Below are 14664 nucleotides of genomic sequence, written 5' to 3'. Positions count from 1 at the left end.
GCCATGCCGCCTTCCGTTACGCGTCCCACCATTCTGGAAGTCCGCACCGTCACCGGAGCCGGCGGAGGTCCGGAAAAGACGATTCTTCTGGGCGCACGATGGTTGAAGGCACGCGGCTGGCCCGTGCAGATCGTCTACCTCCATCCACCCGCTGATCCCGCCTTCGAGGTCATCCGCAACCGTGGACGGGAACTCGATGTGTCCCTGATTGACCTCGAGGATCGCGGCCCGCTCGATTTTCGCACCGTCACTCGGCTATTTCGACTCGTTCGCAAGCTGGGCAATGTAATCTGGCATGGGCATGACTACAAGGCCGATGCACTGGGCTGGCTCCTTCACCATGGTCACCGGATGAAGCTCGTGAGCACCGTGCACGGGTGGGGTGTTTACGCTCCCCGGGTCCATTTTTACCATTTCATCCACAAATTGTGTCTCCGGGGGTTCGACAGGGTGGTGTGCGTCTCGCCCTCGCTGCGTGAAGAATGCATACGTGCCGGGATACCACCGTCAATCTGCGAGGTATTACCCAACGGCGTGGATTGCGAAGAGTTTGCACCGCCTTCCTCACGCGAAGACGCCAAACGGCGACTCGGTCTGTCCGTTGCGTGCCCGGTTGTGGGCTATGTGGGTCGGCTCTCCGCCGAGAAAGATTTGGGCACCTTGCTTCGCGGATTGGCCCGGCTCATTGAGAACGGTCTGTCAGTGCGCGCGCTCATTGTGGGCGATGGTCCGGCCAGGGACGAGCTTCACAACACGATCCGCGACCTCTCTCTGGAACAGCACGTGACTCTGGTCGGACACACCCCGGATCCCCGGCCGTACTATGCGGCTATGGACGTGTTCATTCTGTCCAGTCTCCGCGAAGGACTGCCCAACGTCCTCCTCGAAGCGATGGCCATGGCCGTGCCCGTCGTGACAACCCCCGTGGGGGGAATTCCCCAACTCATCCGCGATGGCGAGACGGGAACTCTCATTCCGCCAGGGGATGACCGTGCCCTGGCCGAAGCGGTGAAGCAATTGGTGACCGATCGTTCCCGGGCAGTGGCACTTGGGGAAAACGCCCGCCAGCATGTGAAAACGCACTACGGTTTTGATCGCCGGATGGAACGGCTGGAGCAGATTCTGGAGGGTCTTTTCAACCGCCCGGCTTTTCCTGTTCGCCCTGGCGTGTGATGTTTTCCCAGATCGAACGCAGTTCGTGAATTTCCAGAGATTCAATCACCGCGTCGCCACCCCGTGCCGTGATCGTGAACTGCCCCGGCTTCGGACCAAATGGCCAGCAGAACGACATCACGTAACTGCCGTCCAAAGCAAAAATTTCCAGCGACGTGCGATCCACGAGCAATCGCAGGTGGAGAGGACGATCCCTCGGCAAATCGGTGATCCGTCGGTCCAGGCATTCCAGCTCTCCCCGAACCGGGGACCATGACAGCCTGACACCTTTCACCTCCAAAATGATTTGCTCTGCCGACCGATTCTGCACAGCAAGGCGGATATCCAGAAGATCGCCCACCGGCCAGGATTGCGATGGGCTGTCATTTCCCAGAGCAACTCCCTGGAATCGTGCCGATTTCGCGCGGAGTGATTCAAGTTCCTGGATGGGACGGGCGAAAAGTCTTAATCCTTGCGGCGTGCGGCGGAGCGTCAACTCCCGGGGCACCGTCATCTGCTGGTTGAAAGGCATTCCCGGATACGCGGAACCGTCGGAATTCATCCATCCGATGAAAACCCGCCGGCCGCCCGGTGCGTTGTTCCATGTCTGTCCCGCATAACAGTTCTTTCCCCATTCGCTCCGCAGCACGTCACTTTCCGCGGTGAAGCGACGCCCATCAAATCGGCCGATCAAATGGTTGCCGGAGGCCGTCCACAGGATCCAGTGGACTTCGTTTGGCTCTCCCTCCACCGCGAGCGGGAATAGTTCGGGACACTCATGGGCCGTGGGAAACGCCGCTTCGCTCTCCAGGGTCCACTCTTTCAGGTTAGGGGAAGAAAAGATCGAGAACGCGTCCCGCCGAACGTAGAGCACCATGATCCAGCACCGACTTGCCTCATGCCAGAAGACCTTTGGATCACGATTCTCATCGGCAATGAAATCCACCACAGGATTGCCAGGGTATTTGCTCCAGGTGCGACCGTGATCCAGCGAGTAGGCAATGCACTGAGTGAACGGGCAGGGTTGGTAGGAGTGGCCACCGGCGGCGGTGTAAAACGCACACAGAGGCGGCTGGTCAGGCCGACCAAGCCCCGACGTATTATCGAGGTCGACCACCGCTGACCCTGAAAAGATCGTGCCCCGCTCGTCAGGAAGGATGGCGTCACCGATCTCTTCCCAGTGGACCAGATCCCGGCTCACCGCGTGGCCCCAGGTCATGTTACCCCACTGAATCCCAAAGGGATTGTGCTGGAAAAACAGGTGATATTCGCCATCGTAGTACACCAGGCCATTGGGATCGTTGGTCCAACCCACCCGCGGTGAGAAATGGAACTGCGGCCGATACGCTTCCCGATAGAGGTTCTCCGGCCAAACCGGTGCGTCGCTCTGCCGAAGGCGTTTTTCCACCAGAACGCGGGCAGAGCGGGGACGGATTTCCCAGCGGACCGTCTGGCCGCGATAATCACGCAGATCAATTGCCGCCCAAAATCTCACATCCGAATCGTCTGCGGCAATTTGAATGTCGAAATAGCGGAGGACCCGATCGCCCAAGAGAATGCGACAATGCGTCCGCGGTCCTTCCCCGGCCACCGGAAGTAGCAGGTACCGTGATTGAACTGTTGTTTCCAGGGGCTTGAGCTGCTCCAGCGGATTGCGATCGGTTTGAAAAATGTAATCCACATTGATGTGCCCCCAACCGCCGGTGCGGCGATCGACGATCCGCAGGACAGCGGTGCGGCCTTCAAACTCATGGACGTCCCAGACGGCCCAATCCAGCTCCTCCGAGCCGCCGGGTGCGGTGTTCGGACCGGTTGCCCGACGAACACTTTTCCCATCCACGAGAAGCTCCATATAGGTTTCTTCCGGATAGCCCCCTCCACCTATGAGAAAGGCGAGATAGCGCCGTTCGATTGTGAAGGGAGGGCTCGTCAGCATCCCCACCGTACTGTCCCCACCGTAATACGAATTGACCAGCCGACGGCCGTGATAGCCGGTCACTTCCATTTGCCGCGGGAGCGTGCCGGGGGCGGGGCCAGGACCAAACGCTTCCCCCTCGGCCACCCAGGGCGCGTAAGAATCACGCTCAAAATCGTCCACGAGAATATCCGGACGAACGGGGCGTTCTCCGTTTTCACTGGCGGCCGAAATCCCAGCTACCACCCACCCCCCTGCTAACAGCACGATGACCGCGATTGGATTCATGGCGGATTTCTCCCTTCAGGAGCACGACCTGGTGGACCCCGCGGCCGCAGAAGCGGAATCCGTTCCCAAAAGCCGACGCTCGATTTCTTCCAGCGGGATTCCTTTTGTTTCGGGCATGACGAAGATCACCCACAGAAGTTGCAGGACCATCATCGCCGCATAAAACGCGAAGGCATGTCCACCGGACGCCGCGGCAATCACCGGAAAGGTCCAGGAGATCAACGCGCACATGAACCAGTGCGTGAAACTTCCCAGGGCCTGTCCCTTGGCGCGGACGGTGTTGGGAAAGATTTCACTGATAAACACCCAGATCACTGCCCCCTGACCAAAGGCGTGGGACGCGATAAACACCACGAGACTGGCTAGCACAATGATGTTGCCCAGCCGATCGAAGTGCGTGCCATAGACGTAGAAGGCCGCCGCCGTGGTCGCCAGACTGACAATATAGCCGATGGATCCCACGAGCATAAGGAATTTTCTGCCGAAATAGTCAATGACGCTCATGGCCAGCAGCGTGAAGATGAGATTCGTCCCGCCAACCACCACGGCCTGGAGAAACGCCGCATCCTTCTCGGCCCCTGCCATCTCGAAAATTCGTGGGGCGTAGTAGAGCACGGCATTAATCCCAGAAAGCTGATTGAAGGCGGCAATGGCAATGGCCAGAAGCACCGGGCGAAGATAGCGACGACAAAAGAGCGGTTCATCGAGGGACGTGTCATGGAGCGAAGCCTGCACCTCCCGCACGAGTTCCTCGGCCTCTTCGCGGGAAGCACCGAGCCTTTCAAAGACCGCGCGAGCCTGCTCGCAGCGTCCCCGGGCCACCGACCAGCGCGGACTCTGGGGCGTGAAGTAGAGAAGCAGCCAGAACAATCCGGCCGGAAACGCCTCCACACCGAGCATCCACCGCCATTCCACATCCCCCAAGTTAAGCAGCGCGATACAGTAATTTGAAAAGAACGCCAGCAGAATGCCGAACACAATATTGAACTGCACGACCGCCACCAACCGGCCCCGCCATTTGGGCGGCGAGATTTCGGCAATATACATCGGCGCCACAACCGACGACCCCCCGACCCCCAGCCCGCCAATAAACCGGAAAAACACAAGAGAATACCAATCCCACGCCAGGGCACTTCCGACCGCCGAAACAAAATAGAGGACGGCGATGAGGATAAGCGTTTCCCGCCGCCCCCAGCGATCGGCCGGGTACCCCGCCACCAGCGAGCCGATGACCGTCCCGATCAGTGCGCTCGCCACCGTGAATCCGTGCCAGAAACCCGACAAATGGAAAAGATTCTGAAGCGCCTTCTCCGTCCCCGAAATGACGGCCGTATCGAAGCCAAAAAGCAAACCACCCAGCGACGCAATGGCAACACACAGGACAAGATAACCGTTGATCTTCATCGCGGCGCTCCCAGAGCTGCAAGTTCCCAGCACTACCTGGATTCGTTCACGCCCACATAACCGGCGTGTGCGTTATGGATGTTTTCCCGATGGCCGACGTCTCCGAGTTCGTCCACGAGACATCTGGCGACACCCGCCCCCTTTTTTTCAACTTCCGAACCCACGGCACCGGCCTCCGATCTTCCCACAAGACGCAAGCGAAATATTCCTATGCATAACGCCTGAGGCGCAGCCATGCAATGAGGTGGGCGTAGGATGCATCCCCAGTTTTCGTTTGGAGCTGGGACAGGCCAAAGGCTCAATGTGTTGTAGGGGCCATTCATGAATTGCCTCTACCGTTTAACCAGCGGAGTGCGGACTCTCCATATGGAGTGCGGGGCTTTAGCCCCGCTTTCACCGGGGGACTTCAGTCCCCGGCGAACGGGAACGGATGATCAAACATTGAACGGCGGACCTGACAAGCAGGTCCCTCCGGAAGGGGTTGGTCCGAATGCGAACGTGACAAGCACGTCCCTCCGGACTGTTTTCGGAGGGGCACGCCCGTCGTGCCCGGTGAGGTGGGATAGGTCATCAATCGGTGTTAATCGGACCCGACAAGCAGGTTTTTCCGACGCTGTAGGGGCAATTCATGAATTGCCCCTACCGAAACCCGAGTAGATTGGAGTGGAACCTCGCAGGCTGACAAGCGGGTCTCTCCGAAAAAAGGACCTGACAAGCAGGTCCCTCCGACGCCGCAAACGCCAAGGTTGTGAAGGCTAAAGCCTTCACCAAAAAGCGGCGATAAATCGCCGCACTCCATGGAGTGCGGGGCTTTAGCCCCGCTTTCCCCGGGGGACTTCAGTCCCCGGCGAACGGGAACGGATGATCAAACATTGAACGCGGACCTGACAAGCAGGTCCCTCCGAAAGGGGTTGGTCCGAATGCGAACGTCACAAGCACGTGCCTCCGGACTGTTTTCGGAGGGGCACGCTCGTCGTGCCCGGTGAGGTGGGATAGGTCATCAATCGGTGTTAATCGGACCCGACAAGCAGGTTTTTCCGACGCTGTAGGGGCCATTCATGAATTGCCTCTACCGAAACCCGAGTAGATTGGAGTGGAACCTCGCAGGCTGACAAGCGGGTCTCTCCGAAAAAAGGACCTGACAAGCAGGTCCCTCCGACGCCGCAAACGGCAGGGTTGTGAAGGCTAAAGCCTTCACTAAAAAGCGGCGATAAATCGCCGCACTCCATGGAGTGCGGGGCTTTAGCCCCGCTTTCGCCGCAGGACTTCAGTCCCCGGCGAACGGGAATGGATGATCAAACATTGAACGGCGGACCTGACAAGTGGGTCCCTCCGGAAAAAGGACGTGATAAGCACATGCCTCCGAAACAGGTTCTTCCGGAAGAGGCCCGCGGGCTGCATATTATCTCCACACAAATCCGTGCCGGGGTGCCGGTGCCGTTCGTGCCGCAAAAAACCGTGAATAGGGTAGCGAAACGGCTAATCTTCCATGAGACGCTCGGAACACCGATAATGATGCGGGCTGGGGGCAACTTTCTCGTTGCTACCTTGTCACACGAATACGTTTTTAGAGAATATGGATTCAGTATCTGGAATCCCGAGGATCAGATAGGAGTGGTAGTAACCGAGCAAAGGGGATCATCATGGCAAAGCTCGCTGAGTGGGTCAAGAAAACAGTTCAAAAGCTGATTGACCCCGATCGGGAAAAGAGGGTTCAGGAGTTGACCCGTCTGCTTTATCACGGCCTCGTGACTAATCAAGAAAAATTTTCTGTGTCGAGCATGCTGCAGGGGTGGGACGTTAACCCTGATGAGCTGGAACTTGCCAAGGAAAACGTTTACCGGTACGTCCTAGAACGAGCGTGGGCCGATGAGGTTGTCACACAAAAAGAACAGCAGGCCCTTCGGTCAATCGTGCAATGTTTGGAGATTTCTGAAGCAAAAGCAAAAGACATCCATCTCGAATTTGCGCGAAACAGGTTTGCTATTGCCCTTGGGGAGGCCATGGAGGATGGCATCTTGTCCCCAGAGGAAGAGGCCCGATTAGCCCGAATCGCGCACTCAGTAGGATACGCGCTTCCCCAATTCGCCCGCATGTTCTTTCGCGATTATGCGGAGGCATTTCTGCGTGGGCTGTTCATGGCGGCAGTGGCTGACGGTCGGCTTTCCCCCGCGGAATGGGAGAATCTCCTTCGGATCACACAAAAGTTCGGTTTGACCAAACAGGAACTCCAGCAAGCGATCCAACTTTCCGCACAACGATTTGTGGAACATGTGCTTGCCGACGCCAAAGCCGACGGACGATTATCTCCCGAAGAAGAAAAAATCCTCAGGTGGTTGGTCGAAGAGCTGGGATTATCGGCCGAGTATCGCAAGTACTTGGAGCAAGAGATCAACATCCTTCGCAGGCTTGAGGAAATCGAAAATGGCCGTCTTCCAACCCTCTCTCCACCTTCGGGACTGCAGTTGCGAGCTGGCGAACTGCTCCATTTTTACTCCCAAGCGGTGTGGCACCTGCCGCGGACCCGTGGTGGTAATCTTGCCTGGGAACAGCATCATGGGAATTTGGCGCTCACCGATCACCGACTTCTGTTTTCCTCGTCTACAAAAACAGTGGCCCTGGATTATCGAAAAATCATCTCTCATCGCGGCAGCGACAACTGGCTAGAGATCCAAACGGAGGGCAAACCCGTTTATAGGTTTGACATCTTACAACCGTCGCCCCTTTTCTACCCATTGTTTACTGCGGCGGTGGGCCTGGCCAATCAAACCCGGGTGGCCAAAGTCGAGGGGAAAACCAGCAGATATATTCCACGCGATGTCCGTCAGCGTGTTTGGCAGCGATATGGTGGACGATGCGCCGAGTGCGGGGCGACGGACTATCTGGAATTTGACCATATCATCCCGGTAGCCAAAGGTGGGAGCAACTCTGACAATAATGTGCAACTGCTCTGCCGACGCTGCAATCTGAAGAAGTCCGATTCTATTTAGATTGCGTTCCAGGTTATGATTTATGAATGCGCTGCGAGAACGGATTTGGACAATCCTCGAGCCTGCTACTGAAGGTGATACTCTCAGTAAATGGTGTGATGTTTTTCTTATCACGCTCATTCTCACCAACGTATTTGCCGCAGTAATCGAGACCGTCGAATGGATCGCCAACCGTTGGGGGTGGGCGCTTTCTTTATTCGAGCATTTCTCAGTGTCTATATTCGCCGTTGAATATTTATTGAGGTTATGGTCGTGTCGCGCAAATCCTCAGTATGACTCTCTTATTTGGGGCCGGGTCCGTTTCGCCATGACGCCCCTTGCGCTGATAGACCTTTTTGCAATTCTGCCGGCATTTTTGCCGGCTTCGCACATTGACCTGCGAATGCTCCGGCTGTTGCGACTGTTCCGATTACTTCGCTCAATCAAGCTGGCGCGTTATACGGCTGCTGTGGATATATTCGTCGCTGTATTCCGGGAGAAAAAAGAAGAGATCGTCGTGGCTTTTTGCGTGATGTTCCTGCTTGTTCTATTCTCCGCAGCGATCGTGTACTACGTGGAAAACCCGGCTCAGCCGGACAAGTTTCCTGATATTCCCACTGCCATGTGGTGGGCTGTCATTACCCTCGCCACTGTCGGTTACGGGGATGTGTATCCTGTTACGGGACCGGGGAGATTTGTCACTGGGATTGTGGCTCTTCTGGGAATCGGAATGTTCGCGCTGCCGGCAGGTATTCTGGGGGCCGGGTTTACCGAGGAGATTCAACGCCGGCGGCGGAAAAAGACGCCATCGCGCTGTCCCCATTGCGGTCAAGCGCTAATAGACTTCTAATGCGTCTTCTAGGGCGTTCACAGGACGGTTGTATTTTTCATGTCCAGCGACACATGCGCGCCATAGGTATTTCACGCCTCCGCGACGTTGCCCGGCGGTCTTCTCTGCGTCGAACTGCAAACCGGATGTCCTCTCGCAGTCAGCACGACGGTCCGCGAGAGAAGCGCGAAGCGGCTGATGGGATTCATCCATCCACCTGGACAGGGCTCGTCACCAGATCATGAATCGCCTCTTTATCGGCAATCACCACCGGATAGTCGGGAATGGGCAGCGAGGGAAATCTCAACGCGGTGGAATTGCCTGCACGATGGTCCACTGTAAAAACGCAGCCGCTCAAAAGATCGATCAAGACGGGGGAATTCAAGGGGGCCGTCCCGCGTATCCGAACGTCCGCACAACGTACCTGTCCCGGGCTGTGTAGTGGTTCCACGGCCCATAGAGCCCACAGCGGTGCGTCGTTTCGCAAGAAACCGGCGACCACGTATTTCTGTGCCTCCGGGGTTTTGCCCATCGGGCGATCCTCCGCGGACATTGCCGAAGCGCTCGCCACAGTCACCATTTCATCGAGGGCAGGCTCCCGACGCGTCTCCCCGTCGAACAAAGCGCACAGGCGCTGATAGGCATGGTAAGCAGGCTTGGGAGAATAATCTTCTCCCCGCAAAAGCCCTTTAAAATTCGTTTTCCCGCTCGGCCCCGTTCCCCAGTTGTAATTCACCAGATCGACGATGTGGAAGTAAGAGCTCAGCTCCACCCCGAGGACCCTGTCGTAAAGCATTCTCCGCAGCAGCCATTTCGCCTGACGAACTTCGGTCCATTCATACTGCGAGAGGGCGCCGGCACCCCCCGGTCGCGAAGGACACCCGTTCTCCCCCTGCCATAAGGGCACTTCTTTTCCACCCGGACTGTTCTGTCGAAGAATTGTCCGCCAGGTGGTCAGGGTTTCTCGATAACCCTCTTCCGGCACGGGGCGATAAGGATGATAGGAGATCCTGTCCACATGCTGCAGAATTCCACAGGCCAGGAGCTGGCGGAGATAATCGGTGGGCATGCCGGCGAGAGCCCCACCAATAATCACGACATCAGGAATCGTCTGCCGCAGGACCTGGCTGGTCTCCGCCACAAACCGGCAGTACAGGTCCGGGGACGGATCGCCGGGTTTCCAGAAGTTTTTGATGTTCGGCTCGTTCCAAATTTCCCAGTGTTTCACCCGATCGCCAAATCGCGCGGCGAGTGCTCCCACAAATTTCAGCCAGGCTTTCTGTGCTTCTGGCTTGTAGACAGGAATCCAACCCACCGCCGAGACGTCAGGGGCCTCTGGCAGGTAGAGCCTGTTGCCGTAGCCAAGATTGAACCACGGGCTAACACCCTCGGCACGGACCGCGTCCACAACTGCCTCCAGCCAACCAAAATCGTATTTGCCGGGGGAGGTCTCGCATCGCGCCCAGCCCGTTTGCAACCGCGCCCATTTCACCCCCAGTTCCCCCAGCGGCCGGTAGACTCGTTGCGGGTCATACATGGCCCGATCGAGCGTTTCCATCCCCACGGAGAAAGGTGACCGCGCTATCTCCCGTGAGTGGCGCCCCTTAATTCGGCCGACTACCGGACCGATGTTCCGTTCCCACCACCGCGTGGCCTCGGGGGACCCGTCGAGAAAATCCGTGGCGATTGCATCCTGACCGGGCTGGCGAGGAGTTTCGCGGATCCCGCTGCCGAGACAAACGGCGTGAATTGTAGGGGAGCCCAAGACAGTCACCCCTAGCGCCTGGGCCAGGAATGTTCGCCGATTCACCGAGTGATCAACCATGAGTCTCTCCCTTCCACAAACGGCGTATTGCAGCATGACAATTCTGTTCGGGCAAAAAAGCTCACCAACCGATGCACCAAACGTCCTCTGTGCTCCTGCTCCATCCCTCACAACTGTAACGATCACACCGAATGTGCCGAAGAATCCCCCCAGTTGGTTTTCCCCACTTTTTGGCGTCATCGACCCCTTTGCCCTGGAACTCAACGTAAAGTTTATCCGTAGTCCCGAAACCCGCGCAAAAACTCTTGGCTTTTTCTTGGGCGCCAGATGAGATCGTTGATGTTTTTTAGCAACTTGAGTGAGTTCTGCTGATATGTCTGGTGTAAGACTATTTCGGAAATGGAACAGCGGGCATCGGTGGGGGATCCTCCTGTGCCTCGTGGGAGGGGCGATCTTTACCGTGCCGGCCTGCTGGTTGGCTCATCAACATCGCCTATATGAACGAAACGAACAAACGAAACTCGCAGCCCAGCCCGTGATTGTCAACCTCACTTCCCGGCTGGAAGCCATCGAGGAAAAATTGATGGCTCTGCGGATCCTTTGGTCGGCCAGCCAGAAAGTTGACCCCGCGGAATGGGAGGTCGCGCTCGACAATTTGAAGCTTCACAAACATCCCGAAGTGAAGGCCCTCGGCGTCGTCCAACTGTCCAAGAAGGGCGCAGTGCCGCCGTCGACTGTTGGCGACGCCTCAAATTGCTGTGACCGGGAATTTGTCTATCTCTCCTTTTTCGACGTTCCGCCGAACCGTCGCCAGGAACTGAGTTCCTTCGTAAGCCGCGTGTGCTGTGCCCTGTATACGCGACCCGGGGCGCGTCGCCATCTTATACCGGCCGACGAGTACCTGGCAGCGGCAGTCCGCGCGGAAAGAGTCTTTTTATCGCCGGAAGACGGGAACAGTGAGAGCTGGATCATTCTCGCCCTTGACCCACAGCCTATGCTGGCGGAGGTAGCTACTAGCTGGCAATTTGGTGGCGCTTTGATCCTTCAATACGGAAATCACGAGTGGCGTCACGCCACTCCGACATCTGTCGTTTCAGGCTTGGCCAGTGACCGAGAGACCAGCGGCCTCTGGGAAGAACTATCCTGGTACGGCCAGGTGTTCCGAGTCGGGTTCTACCCAGACAAGATTCGCGCGGATGCCATTCATGAGTGGCTTCCGGGAATCACGTTGATGCTGGGTTTTCTGGGAACCGGTCTGGCTGTTCTGGCGGTGACTCACTTCGAGCGGCTTCGGACCCGTTTTGCGCGTGTTCGCCAGCGGCTCGTACAGCTGCTCAATGACACGGAACGCCGGTATCAAAAGGTCTTTGAGCACGTTCACCACCCAGTTTTAATCGTCGATCGAGAGCTACGAATCCACGAATGCAATCCTGCTGCGATAACATTTCTCGGCCAATCGCCTGTTGGCCGCTCGTTCTGTGACTTTTGTCCTCAAGGATGCACCCCGGAGCACGAGCTCTCCCTTTGCCGCTGGCTGAACCCCTCGTCCCCAGATACCGATTCCTGGCTTTTGGAGACGTGCCTCCAATCGAGCGGGGAACAAACTCGGGAAGTTCTGGGCCTCGTTTCCCGCCTGGAACTGGCGCAGGGGACGAGCTACGTGATCACCCTTATCGACATGACCGAACACAAGGCCGTCCAGCGTCAGCTCGAAGAATACGCGCGTTCCCTCCAGGCCGCCAATATCCGCCTCCGCGCCTACTCGCAGGAGATCGAGAATGCCGCCCGGGCGAAAATCACCTTACTCGCCAGCATGAGCCACGAAATCCGCACACCCCTGAGCGCGATTCTCGGCTACGCGCGCCTTCTCAGCGAGGAAATTCTCCGTCGTTTTTCGGTTCAACAGTCGGAAAACAGCGCGAGCAAGGATGCGGGTGGTACGGAAAATGTTCTGTCGAGTTCGGAGCAACCCTCTGGACAGCCCGACGCACTCATTCTGGAAGCCACCGAGGGTTTGATTCGAAACTCAGAGCACCTTCTGGAGATGATCAACACGATCCTCGACTTCTCCAAGCTGGAGTCCGGCCGAATGGAAGTGGAACGCATTCCCACCGATCCGATTGCGATCGCCCAGGACGTGGTCCACATGCTGGCCGGCAAGGCCCGGGAGAAAAACCTTCGCCTGGAGCTGGAAGTCAAGGGTGCTATCCCGCAAACAATTCAAAGCGATCCCACACGGTTGCGGCAGATTCTGGTCAACCTCACCGACAACGCGATCAAATTCACGCGTGAGGGTCGGGTGTGGATCGAAATCGAACTTGATCGAACACCTGTCGACCAACCGGTCCTGGAATTCCGCGTTTGCGATACAGGGGTGGGAATGTCGCCTGACCAAATCGGCCGACTCTTCCAACCTTTTCGGCAGGGGGAAGCCGGAACCTACCGTCAATACGGGGGCACGGGCTTGGGACTTCTCATCAGTCGGCGTTTGGCTCGCTTGCTCGGTGGGGATATCTCGGTGGAAAGCACGCCGGGCAAAGGGACGATCTTTCACGTTCGGGTGGCCACCGGGCCATTGGAAAACACACCCTTTGTTGACGGCCAGGGGCTTCTCAACATGGGGACAGCCGGTCGAAGCCAATCCATGGCTAAGGGCCAGGAAAGCCCGTTGGCCCCGCACTCACCGCGGAACTCCCCGGCCGTGTCTGGCCCCCTGAAGGGCCGTGTCCTCGTCGCGGAAGACTTTCTCGACAATCGTCGGCTTGTGCAGCGCATTCTGGAGAAGGCCGGATTGACGGTCACGACGGTGGAAAACGGCCGAGATGCCATCGCCCAGTACCGGCAGGCCCGACATCACCGCCGCCCGTTCGACCTCATCCTCATGGACGTGGAAATGCCCGAAATGGATGGAATCACCGCCGTCCGAGAACTGCGGCAGAGCGGTTGCACCGTCCCCATTCTGGCCCTTACAGCCCACAATGATCCCCGATGTGTGGAGCAGTTTCTGGAGTCGGGATTTTCGGGCTATGTCCCCAAGCCGGTATATCAGGAGCAACTTTTGGAAGTAGTCGCCCAATTCCTTGGAAAATCCTATTCCCAATCCGGCGATTCCCCATCAAACTGGAAAGAACCGTGGGAGGTCGAAAAGACCAGTTTGGGTGACTTGCCAATTTTGACGGCTGCCTACTGAAAGTCACACAGAAAAAAATTGGGCGGAATTCGCCGGGCGGCCGAGGAACACACCTGAAACGGCAGCGAACCACTCTCGGAGCAAAAATTCGGAATTTTCGGGAATTGATAAAGGAGTAATCCTAAGCAATCGGAGTAGGGAGGTACGATGGCGCTCGTCAAACGAATCCTGGTGACAGGCGGTGCCGGTTTTCTCGGTTCGCATCTGTGCGAACGCCTGGTGGAAATGGGTCATGACGTGATCTGTCTGGATAACTTTTTCACCAGTCAGAAGTCCAATGTAGCGCATCTACTCGACAAGCCCAACTTCGAGCTCATTCGTCACGACATCACGCTGCCCATCTGGCTGGAAGTGGACGAGATTTACAATCTCGCGTGCCCGGCGGCTCCGGGGCACTATCAGTACAACCCGATCAAAACCATGAAGACCTCCTTAATGGGAGCGATCAACGTTCTGGGGATGGCTAAACGATGTCGGGCCAAGGTGCTGCAAGCCTCCACCAGCGAAGTCTATGGTGACCCGGAAGTCCATCCGCAACCCGAAACGTACCGCGGGGCGGTCAACCCGATTGGTCCTCGCGCCTGCTATGACGAAGGTAAACGGGCGGCAGAAACCCTGTTTATGGATTATCACCGCATGAACAAGGTGAACATTCGCATCGTGCGGATCTTCAACACCTATGGGCCACGGATGCACCCATACGACGGCCGGGTGGTCTCTAACTTCATTCGCCAGGCCCTCTGTGGAGAAGACATCACCGTTTACGGCGACGGTTCACAAACACGATCCTTCTGCTATCGCGACGACATGGTGGAAGGCATCATCCGGATGATGGAAAATCCCGAGGATTTCACCGGGCCCGTCAATCTCGGCAATCCGGAAGAGTTCACCATCCTGGAACTGGCCAAACTCGTCATCGAGTTGACCGGATCCAAATCCAGAATTGTCTTCCGACCATTGCCGGCCGACGATCCCGTTCGCCGTCGTCCCGATATCACCCTGGCCAAACAGAAACTCGGCTGGGAACCCAAGACTCCGCTCCGGGAAGGCCTCATGCGGACGATCGAGTGGTTTCGCTCGATCGACCTTTCGCATTATCGGCCCCCGACCCCGTGCTACGAACAGTGATCGGTCGGGGTGGAACCGGGTCCT

Annotated in this window: 8 protein-coding genes; 5 read left to right on the top strand and 3 right to left on the bottom strand. The window is 57.3% G+C overall.

The window, feature by feature from the left end; translation table 11 throughout:
• Positions 1–3 precede the first annotated feature (3 nt).
• A complete protein-coding gene (locus tag THTE_RS02450) occupies positions 4–1173 on the top strand; it encodes a glycosyltransferase family 4 protein (protein WP_095413948.1) in 1170 nt (389 codons plus the stop codon).
• On the opposite strand, the gene THTE_RS02445 is transcribed toward THTE_RS02450, so the two are convergent.
• Positions 1136–3355 (bottom strand): GH32 C-terminal domain-containing protein, encoded by a 2220-nt coding sequence (locus tag THTE_RS02445; protein WP_095413947.1) that lies wholly within the window; start codon positions 3353–3355, stop codon positions 1136–1138. The genes THTE_RS02450 and THTE_RS02445 overlap by 38 nt on opposite strands.
• A gap of 15 nt (positions 3356–3370) precedes the next feature.
• The gene (locus tag THTE_RS02440; protein ID WP_095413946.1) at positions 3371–4759 is read right to left on the bottom strand and encodes a sugar porter family MFS transporter; all 1389 of its coding nucleotides are present in this window, start codon (positions 4757–4759) and stop codon (positions 3371–3373) included.
• Positions 4760–6402: 1643 nt separating this feature from the next.
• Here THTE_RS02440 and THTE_RS02435 point away from each other — a divergent pair.
• Positions 6403–7749, top strand: coding sequence for a TerB family tellurite resistance protein (locus tag THTE_RS02435; protein WP_095413945.1), 1347 nt, complete (start codon positions 6403–6405; stop codon positions 7747–7749).
• 22 nt (positions 7750–7771) lie between these two features.
• Positions 7772–8578: a potassium channel family protein gene (locus tag THTE_RS02430; RefSeq protein WP_095413944.1), complete on the top strand. Its 807-nt coding sequence runs from the start codon at positions 7772–7774 to the stop codon at positions 8576–8578.
• Positions 8579–8762: 184 nt separating this feature from the next.
• Here the strand turns inward: THTE_RS02430 and THTE_RS02425 are convergent, their stop codons facing one another.
• Positions 8763–10382 carry a GH39 family glycosyl hydrolase gene (locus THTE_RS02425; protein ID WP_095413943.1) on the bottom strand — a complete coding sequence of 540 codons (1620 nt, stop codon included), beginning with the start codon at positions 10380–10382 and terminating at the stop codon, positions 8763–8765.
• Between the two features lie 313 nt (positions 10383–10695).
• On the opposite strand from THTE_RS02425, the gene THTE_RS02415 reads away from it, so the two are divergent.
• Positions 10696–13512: an ATP-binding protein gene (locus THTE_RS02415; protein ID WP_095413941.1), complete on the top strand. Its 2817-nt coding sequence runs from the start codon at positions 10696–10698 to the stop codon at positions 13510–13512.
• A gap of 147 nt (positions 13513–13659) precedes the next feature.
• Entirely contained in the window at positions 13660–14640 is a 981-nt protein-coding gene (locus tag THTE_RS02410) for a UDP-glucuronic acid decarboxylase family protein (RefSeq protein WP_095413940.1), read from the top strand.
• The last annotated feature ends 24 nt before the right edge of the window (positions 14641–14664 follow it).

The organism is Thermogutta terrifontis (assembly GCF_002277955.1).
In the GTDB taxonomy this organism is placed as follows: domain Bacteria; phylum Planctomycetota; class Planctomycetia; order Pirellulales; family Thermoguttaceae; genus Thermogutta; species Thermogutta terrifontis.
This window is presented reverse-complemented; position numbering and strand designations above follow the sequence as displayed.

Coding starts and splice junctions, on each gene's coding strand:
- THTE_RS02450 (WP_095413948.1), top strand. CDS start 4: ATGCCGCCTTCCGTTACGCGTCCCACCATTCTGGAAGTCCGCACCGTC.
- THTE_RS02445 (WP_095413947.1), bottom strand. CDS start 3,355: ATGAATCCAATCGCGGTCATCGTGCTGTTAGCAGGGGGGTGGGTGGTA.
- THTE_RS02440 (WP_095413946.1), bottom strand. CDS start 4,759: ATGAAGATCAACGGTTATCTTGTCCTGTGTGTTGCCATTGCGTCGCTG.
- THTE_RS02435 (WP_095413945.1), top strand. CDS start 6,403: ATGGCAAAGCTCGCTGAGTGGGTCAAGAAAACAGTTCAAAAGCTGATT.
- THTE_RS02430 (WP_095413944.1), top strand. CDS start 7,772: ATGAATGCGCTGCGAGAACGGATTTGGACAATCCTCGAGCCTGCTACT.
- THTE_RS02425 (WP_095413943.1), bottom strand. CDS start 10,382: ATGGTTGATCACTCGGTGAATCGGCGAACATTCCTGGCCCAGGCGCTA.
- THTE_RS02415 (WP_095413941.1), top strand. CDS start 10,696: ATGTCTGGTGTAAGACTATTTCGGAAATGGAACAGCGGGCATCGGTGG.
- THTE_RS02410 (WP_095413940.1), top strand. CDS start 13,660: ATGGCGCTCGTCAAACGAATCCTGGTGACAGGCGGTGCCGGTTTTCTC.